Source organism: Colwellia sp. 6M3 (genome assembly GCF_014077595.1).
Taxonomy (GTDB): Bacteria; Pseudomonadota; Gammaproteobacteria; order Enterobacterales; family Alteromonadaceae; genus Cognaticolwellia.
This window is the reverse complement of sequence record NZ_JACGWF010000146.1, coordinates 1-6,313: the sequence shown is the minus strand read 5'-3', so window position 1 is coordinate 6,313 and position 6,313 is coordinate 1. Positions and strand designations below refer to the sequence as shown.

The 6,313-nt window shown below is 34.4% G+C and carries 10 protein-coding genes; 3 read left to right on the top strand and 7 right to left on the bottom strand.

Annotated elements, in window-relative coordinates:
* Nucleotides 1–225: 225 nt before the first annotated feature.
* On the top strand, nucleotides 226–1,125 hold the full coding sequence (locus H4J50_RS18330; protein ID WP_182257613.1) for a DMT family transporter: 900 nt from the start codon (nucleotides 226–228) through the stop codon (nucleotides 1,123–1,125).
* A 75-nt stretch (nucleotides 1,126–1,200) separates the two neighbouring features.
* Here H4J50_RS18330 and H4J50_RS18325 read toward each other — a convergent pair whose 3' ends face one another.
* The 6 genes from H4J50_RS18325 to H4J50_RS18300 all read right to left on the bottom strand — a co-directional run bounded on the left by H4J50_RS18325 (nucleotide 1,201) and on the right by H4J50_RS18300 (nucleotide 4,395).
* Nucleotides 1,201–1,740, bottom strand: a complete 540-nt coding sequence (locus H4J50_RS18325) for a hydrolase (protein WP_182257612.1) — start codon at nucleotides 1,738–1,740, stop codon at nucleotides 1,201–1,203.
* 61 nt (nucleotides 1,741–1,801) lie between these two features.
* On the bottom strand, nucleotides 1,802–2,125 hold the full coding sequence (locus H4J50_RS18320; RefSeq protein WP_182257611.1) for an antibiotic biosynthesis monooxygenase: 324 nt from the start codon (nucleotides 2,123–2,125) through the stop codon (nucleotides 1,802–1,804).
* Between the two features lie 144 nt (nucleotides 2,126–2,269).
* A complete protein-coding gene (locus H4J50_RS18315; protein ID WP_182257610.1) occupies nucleotides 2,270–2,719 on the bottom strand; it encodes a GNAT family N-acetyltransferase in 450 nt (149 codons plus the stop codon).
* A gap of 108 nt (nucleotides 2,720–2,827) precedes the next feature.
* Nucleotides 2,828–3,241: a DUF4267 domain-containing protein gene (locus tag H4J50_RS18310; RefSeq protein WP_182257609.1), complete on the bottom strand. Its 414-nt coding sequence runs from the start codon at nucleotides 3,239–3,241 to the stop codon at nucleotides 2,828–2,830.
* 106 nt (nucleotides 3,242–3,347) lie between these two features.
* On the bottom strand, nucleotides 3,348–4,007 hold the full coding sequence (locus tag H4J50_RS18305) for a YoaK family protein (RefSeq protein WP_182257608.1): 660 nt from the start codon (nucleotides 4,005–4,007) through the stop codon (nucleotides 3,348–3,350).
* A gap of 133 nt (nucleotides 4,008–4,140) precedes the next feature.
* A complete protein-coding gene (locus H4J50_RS18300) occupies nucleotides 4,141–4,395 on the bottom strand; it encodes a hypothetical protein (RefSeq protein WP_182257607.1) in 255 nt (84 codons plus the stop codon).
* A 161-nt stretch (nucleotides 4,396–4,556) separates the two neighbouring features.
* Here H4J50_RS18300 and H4J50_RS18295 point away from each other — a divergent pair, with 161 nt between their 5' ends.
* Both H4J50_RS18295 and H4J50_RS18290 read left to right on the top strand, forming a co-directional pair.
* Nucleotides 4,557–4,796 carry a type II toxin-antitoxin system ParD family antitoxin gene (locus tag H4J50_RS18295; protein ID WP_182257606.1) on the top strand — a complete coding sequence of 80 codons (240 nt, stop codon included), beginning with the start codon at nucleotides 4,557–4,559 and terminating at the stop codon, nucleotides 4,794–4,796.
* Complete coding sequence (locus tag H4J50_RS18290) at nucleotides 4,796–5,089, top strand: type II toxin-antitoxin system RelE/ParE family toxin (RefSeq protein ID WP_182257605.1); 294 nt, start codon at nucleotides 4,796–4,798, stop codon at nucleotides 5,087–5,089. Before H4J50_RS18295 ends, H4J50_RS18290 begins: the two co-directional genes overlap by 1 nt.
* 494 nt (nucleotides 5,090–5,583) lie before the next feature.
* Here the strand turns inward: H4J50_RS18290 and H4J50_RS18285 are convergent.
* Nucleotides 5,584–6,313: hypothetical protein (locus H4J50_RS18285; protein ID WP_182257604.1), on the bottom strand; the 730-nt coding region annotated here is incomplete at its 5' end.

The following is a 6,313-nucleotide window of genomic DNA, read 5'->3' as shown; positions in this document are numbered from 1 at the left end:
AATTAATACCGTTAAATACTGATAAATATATTAAATTTCACTGAATTAAACCGCTTATAAAATGGAGTAACATGTTAACTATAGTATTGCTACTAGTGCATATATCGTTATAACTTTAATCAAAATAAACTATTAAGCCTAAACATATTACCAACACTTAACGCTAAAATAATTTATAGTTCATGCACCACGAATATAGTGCTATTTACTTAAAGGTTTCTTACTGTGCACAATACTTATGTCAAAATTATCGCGAGCACCGTTTTTGCCCTTTTCGCCTTTGCCGCCAACTCAGTTCTGTGCCGTTTAGCTTTAGGTACTAATGCTATAGATGCTACAAGCTTTACTACCATCAGGCTACTTTCAGGTATAGCCATACTCTTTGTGCTTATCCAGTTAACTCGATTAATACAAAAGCCAACAAAGGATCTAAAGCTACAATCTAAAGGAAGTTGGTTATCCGCTGCAATGCTATTTATTTATGCTGTAGCTTTTTCATTTGGCTATATATCGTTAGACACAGGTACCGGCGCATTAATATTATTTGGTGCAGTTCAAATTACCATGATTTTATCCAATGTCGTCTCAGGTAATAAGCTACATATGTCAGAATGGCTCGGCTTAGCTCTTGCGTTTACTGGCTTTGTGTATTTAATTATGCCATCAGTTACTACTCCGTCTTTAACGGGCTTTGTATTGATGAGCATTTCTGGAATGGCTTGGGCCTTTTACACTCTACTCGGACGAAAGTCTAAAAATGCACTTAACGATACAGCTTTTAACTTTTTACGCACTGTACCATTTATATTTATCTTAATGGTTTTTAGTTTAGATAGTCTACATGTAAGCTCATTAGGCATTATGCTTGCAATATTATCTGGCGCTATAGCTTCAGGGGTTGGCTACTTTGTTTGGTACATCGCGCTTGCTGGGCTATCAGTCACTCAAGCAGCTGTTCTGCAATTGTTTGTACCCATAATTGCCGCCTTGGGTGGTGTAATATTTACCAGTGAACTTATAACGGTTCGTTTAATAGAGTCATCAGCCTTGGTGCTAGGCGGTATTTTAATGGTGATATTAGGACGATATTATTTTGTTCAGTTAAAGGCTAAGCAGCTTAGCTAAACAAGTTATAATTGGCGTACAGTTTAAGCTTCATTATGTAATTGTCGAATAAACTGTATTGTAACTGTGAGATTGCTATCGTATTAAATTTAAAATTGGTTTAAATTCAGCCTTTCTACAATCTTGTAAAAGCTCATACAAACACATTTCTACGCCCGTTATGATAGCACCTTCACTTTTTAATCGGCTTACGCCAAGCGCTTTATCTTGCTGACTACGAGAGGAAACACAGTCATTTACCAGTTGTACATTATAGCCAAGGTCTAACAGCCCTACCGCGGTTTGATATACACATATATGTGCTTCTATGCCACAAACTAGCCATGTTTCGATTTTTTCTGCTTGTAAAACATTGATAAAATTTGGTTCAGCACATCCGTTGAACGTATATTTTGTTACCGGGTTAAATGATTCAATAATAGATTTTAGCTCATCAACCGTACCACCTAACTTATCCGGGTTTTGCTCAAGAAAAATTATAGGTAAACCTAATACCTGCGAGCCATTGATTAGTTTTTCACAATTCGCAATTAACGCTTTACTGTCATGAACTAAACGCGCTAGTTTTCCTTGAATATCAACAACAATTAAGCCTGTATTTTCTGGTCTTAACATGATGTTCTCCTTAGTTATTTAGCATGTGTATCGAAACTAAACCGAATCAAATGTTACGTGTTTATACGTTATTAAAGCTACTGTCTTTGAGTAAATCAGTATCTAGAGTTAATGTATGCAGAACAGTAGGCTTACCTATTTGAAGGCACGCTCTCATTTTTAATCTCGTACTTTTAGAATTGTCTGGCCAATGATGATCATTTTCATAAACACTTAAGTCAGGCCACTGCGCATAGGCAATAAACTTTCCATTATCCGATTTATGTAATCTAGATCCTAAACTGCCAAAGTTTTCATAGATTATGTCCGTAGTTTCAATCCAGGCCTTTCGGAATTGACTTTCCATCCCGGCAATAACATCAAACTCTAATAATACAGCTATCATTTTTATCTCTTTAATTGACTTATAAAACTAGAACATATCAGTAAAATATAACGCCCTAAATAAGCGGCTGAAATATGTTTACTAAACTGGCTGATGCATCAATAAAAAATGTTTTTAGTCACTTATGGGTATGCTATACAAAATTTACTCTACAGGCATTTGATAAGTTACCCATTGAGTTTTATCTGATAGCTTATCGTAAACACTTCTACCTCTATAGTTATTATCCGCTGTTATCCAGCGAACAAAAGGCCAATCATTTTTCGATGCAAAGTAGTTCAATTCTTTATATAGTGCATCGACTACTCCAACGCCTCTAGCTTCAGTTTTAACATAAAGATCATCAAGAAAACCAACCAACTTCCCCCTGAGTGGAGATGGCATTGCCCTGTAATGCATAAACCCAAGATAATTACCTGATTCATCTTTCGCTACAAGAGCATAAAACTTATTGTTTACATCAAAAATCCATGACCATACGGTATCAAGTATCGTTTGATCCATAGGCACTTTATAAAATTCAGCATATTCATAGTAAAGACTTTCCCAGCCTTCTCTATCATTCAAAGATAATTCAGAAACAACAGTTTTCATTTAAACCTCTTTTGTATGACGCCTAATAACAGGCTAAGCAGTGGTTGGCTAAAAATGTGTAGTAAGGTGGTACAAAATCAGAGTAAAAACAGCAAATTGTTTTATTGATTAAAGGTCTTGTTCGATTTTTTGGGCAATAACCTTTTTTAATACGAAGAATATAATTAATAAGTAAGCAATAGTCGCAACATGCTTAACAACAACCTTAAATGGTGCTTGAGCTTCATATGCAAGTAACCCATCAGTAATTGGCATAACAACTGCAAATAATGCGCCCCACATTAAAACAATATAATTTCGAGTATATAAAAGATAACCAAAAATTAAGGTAATAAAGATTGTACGCGAACCATATATTTTAACCCAATCAGCATCCATAACCGAAAAAAGTTCAGTGCCTCTAACGGCAGAAAACATGGCTGGGTCAATGAAAGCAAAAGTACCATAGAATCCCTGCAACAAAACTATGAGTGCTACTAATACAAACCCTACTCTTTCCAATTTAGTACTTTTATTCGTCATAATATCCCTATTCACCTGAGTTATAGAAAACCAAACGCCCGGCTAACAGGCAATAAAATAGTTGGTTGCAATTCAACCAGTTGTTTATGTTCGTTTGAGCAGCCTGTTAGCTGTATTTTTTAGCATATACACGATAAAACATCGAAAAAAACAGGCAAATTATTGCAGGAAAAAATAATGCCATAAATTGATATTGTGCAAACAGAAATGCGCCTAAAGTACCACCAAATATGAAACCGACAATAATAATCAAGAAAAGCTTTGCCTTACGTGACTCAAGAGCTTCACCTTTTATAAACCTGCCAAGCATGATACCTAAATCTGTGAAAATTCCTGTGACATGAGTTGTTCTTATTATTGCACCACTGTATGTTGTTGCTAATGCATTTTGAAGTCCACACGCTGCGGAAGCAAAGAATTGACCATATATTGAACCGGCAGATAAAAACCATAATGCGATTAGTAACAAAATAGACTCTAAGAGCAACACCGTATCATAATGTCGCCCTAGCTTTAGGCTTGAACCATCTAGTAATAATCCAGCAATCGCTGAACCAAATATAAATGAAGACAAAATACCTAGCAAATGGATAATATTAGAAAAAGAGGAACCTAAAAAACTTGTACCCAATAAGGTAGCTGTGCCAGTTAAATGAGAGACTGCTTGATGCTCAAAGCTAAGAAAACCAATCGCATTAACGCAACCAGCAATCAAGGCAAAAATGAACGCGCCGACTTCTATCCATTTAGGTAATTGTGAAATCAATACTCAGGTTCCCTTTACAGCTAACGCCACGATAATAGGCAAATAGTAGGTTGGCTAAAATAAGCGACGCAGGAGCAAAAGCCAACTATTTATTCCTGCTTTAACAACTTTTTATAAGAAAATTTAGATAAGATTATTTTAACTTTTCATTTAAAATACTACTGATTTCAGCTTTTAAACGTATTAACGAATCTAGATGGTTATTAGAAGTTTCTTCACCTTCTTCAGTGCGTCTAGATTTAGAAAACCTAACAATATTTAATGCCATATCTATTTTTTCTATTAAAGCTGAAGCATCCTTAGGTATTGGATTAATCCATTGTAATGAAGATTCTAAGTCCTTATTTCCATTATCAGATAAAGATTTGATTAGTTCGTCAGAATGCATAAATTACCTTTACTTATAACGCCTCACTAAAAGGCAAATAATAGTTGGTTAAAATAAGCGACGAAGGAGAAAAAACCAACTGTTATTTGTCCTTTTGAGTGACTTGTTATATTTTTTATACCATAATATATTATATATAGGTACTTATGAGGTTTTACATCATGGCTAAAAATACAAGCGTTACACTAGGCGATCATTTTGATCAGTTTATAAACCAACAACTTAACACTGGTCGTTATGGCTCAGCAAGTGAAATTGTTAGAGCTGGATTAAGAGCCTTGGAAGATCAAGAAACTAAGCTTTTAAATTTACGTAATATGTTAATCCAAGGCGAACAAAGCGGTGTTGCCGAGTACAGCTATGAAAGCTTATTGACTGAATTAGATAAAGATAACCATTAATGAATAAGTTTGTATTATCTTCGAAAGCCAAAACAGACTTAATTAAAATAGCTAAATATACCCAAATAACTTGGGGACTCTCTCAACGGAATGATTACCTAAAAGTATTAGATAATACGTTCCATTTATTAGCGGGTGATCCCGAGCTAGGTATTAACTGTGATTATATAAGAGAAGGTTACAGCAAATACCCACAAGCTAGCCATGTTATCTATTACAAAGAGTATAAAAACAGTCAAATATTTATCGTGAGAATATTACATAAAAGTATGGATGTTAACTCCGCACTCTAGAAAAATATAACGCCTCAATAAGAGGAAATTTATAGCTGGCTAAAATTGTGAACGGAATGAAACAGCCAACTGTTTTTTGTCCGTTTGAACGCCTTGTTAGAAGCCGTTTAGCTATAACCAAAGGCCAATAAAAAGGCACTACAAAATATTGGTAGAAACACAAAATTTACAAAGCCAAGATAATCCCTTTTTGCTAGTGAATAAGTACCAATACCAAAATGCACAATTACAAGAACACTACATATAATTCCGATCACGATTAACCTGAGAGTATATTCAACATCAGGAAATAATAAATATGAGACAATACTTGCAGGCAAAAGTATTAATAACTCAGTCCAAATAGCATGGGCGTCATTTATAAATTTTATATACTTCTTAGCTAGATTCATTCTCTGGCTTCTAACACCGCACTAAGCGGACTAAAATAGTGGGTTATAATGTGTAGCGAAGCGAAACCTAACCCACTGTTTTAGTTCCGTTTAAGTGCCTTGTTAGGCATTTTCCACAAACGATAGTTGATCATTTTCATTGAGCCAAGCCTCTGAAAATATTGAATGTTCTTTCTTTTCATCCATTTCACTCCACTTTAAATAGCAACAGACGAATCCAAACGAATGAGTTTTATTCAATTCACTTGTTATTTTTTCTAAATCTAAATCTATTTTAGGAACATTACCAATAGACATTAAAACCCAGCTTTCATTACTCCATTCACAAAGTAGCCTGTTCCAAAAAGTTTTCGGGACATTACCCGGAGTTGTAATGTCATCAACATCCGACTTTTTAATTAGAAGCCTTCTACCGCATATTGGCAATACAGAAAGTCCATTTTTAATTCTCCATGAATAATCTTGAAGTTCAAAAAAAGATCTTACAAATAATGTACGGCTTGATTTAGCATCGCTTACTTGCTCAACAGAGAGGTAGGAATTGCAGTTTTTAACAAATTCAGGTGATGTAAATGAACCTCTATCTTTACCTAAGTTTATCGCATCAATATAAATAGATTTAACTTTCATATTTGAAATTAGGTCATAATCTAATGGTACTAATGTATTCTCCATTATAAGAAAGGAGCATAAACTTGATTTTTGGTAAGTAGAGTTAACCTTAAGTCCATCTATTGAGATATTAGCCAATTCATTAATTAAACTTTTCTTTAACCCAATTGGGCCAAGATTTTTAAAAAATGAAACTATTTCTCTTACTATGTATTTAGAT

What these genes read in the sequence shown, in the direction of transcription:
- H4J50_RS18290 (WP_182257605.1), top strand. Translation starts at nt 4,796, where the DNA reads ATGAATAAGTTTGTATTATCTTCGAAAGCCAAAACAGACTTAATTAAA.
- H4J50_RS18310 (WP_182257609.1), bottom strand. Translation starts at nt 3,241, where the DNA reads ATGACGAATAAAAGTACTAAATTGGAAAGAGTAGGGTTTGTATTAGTA.
- H4J50_RS18320 (WP_182257611.1), bottom strand. Translation starts at nt 2,125, where the DNA reads ATGATAGCTGTATTATTAGAGTTTGATGTTATTGCCGGGATGGAAAGT.
- H4J50_RS18325 (WP_182257612.1), bottom strand. Translation starts at nt 1,740, where the DNA reads ATGTTAAGACCAGAAAATACAGGCTTAATTGTTGTTGATATTCAAGGA.
- H4J50_RS18315 (WP_182257610.1), bottom strand. Translation starts at nt 2,719, where the DNA reads ATGAAAACTGTTGTTTCTGAATTATCTTTGAATGATAGAGAAGGCTGG.
- H4J50_RS18295 (WP_182257606.1), top strand. Translation starts at nt 4,557, where the DNA reads ATGGCTAAAAATACAAGCGTTACACTAGGCGATCATTTTGATCAGTTT.
- H4J50_RS18300 (WP_182257607.1), bottom strand. Translation starts at nt 4,395, where the DNA reads ATGCATTCTGACGAACTAATCAAATCTTTATCTGATAATGGAAATAAG.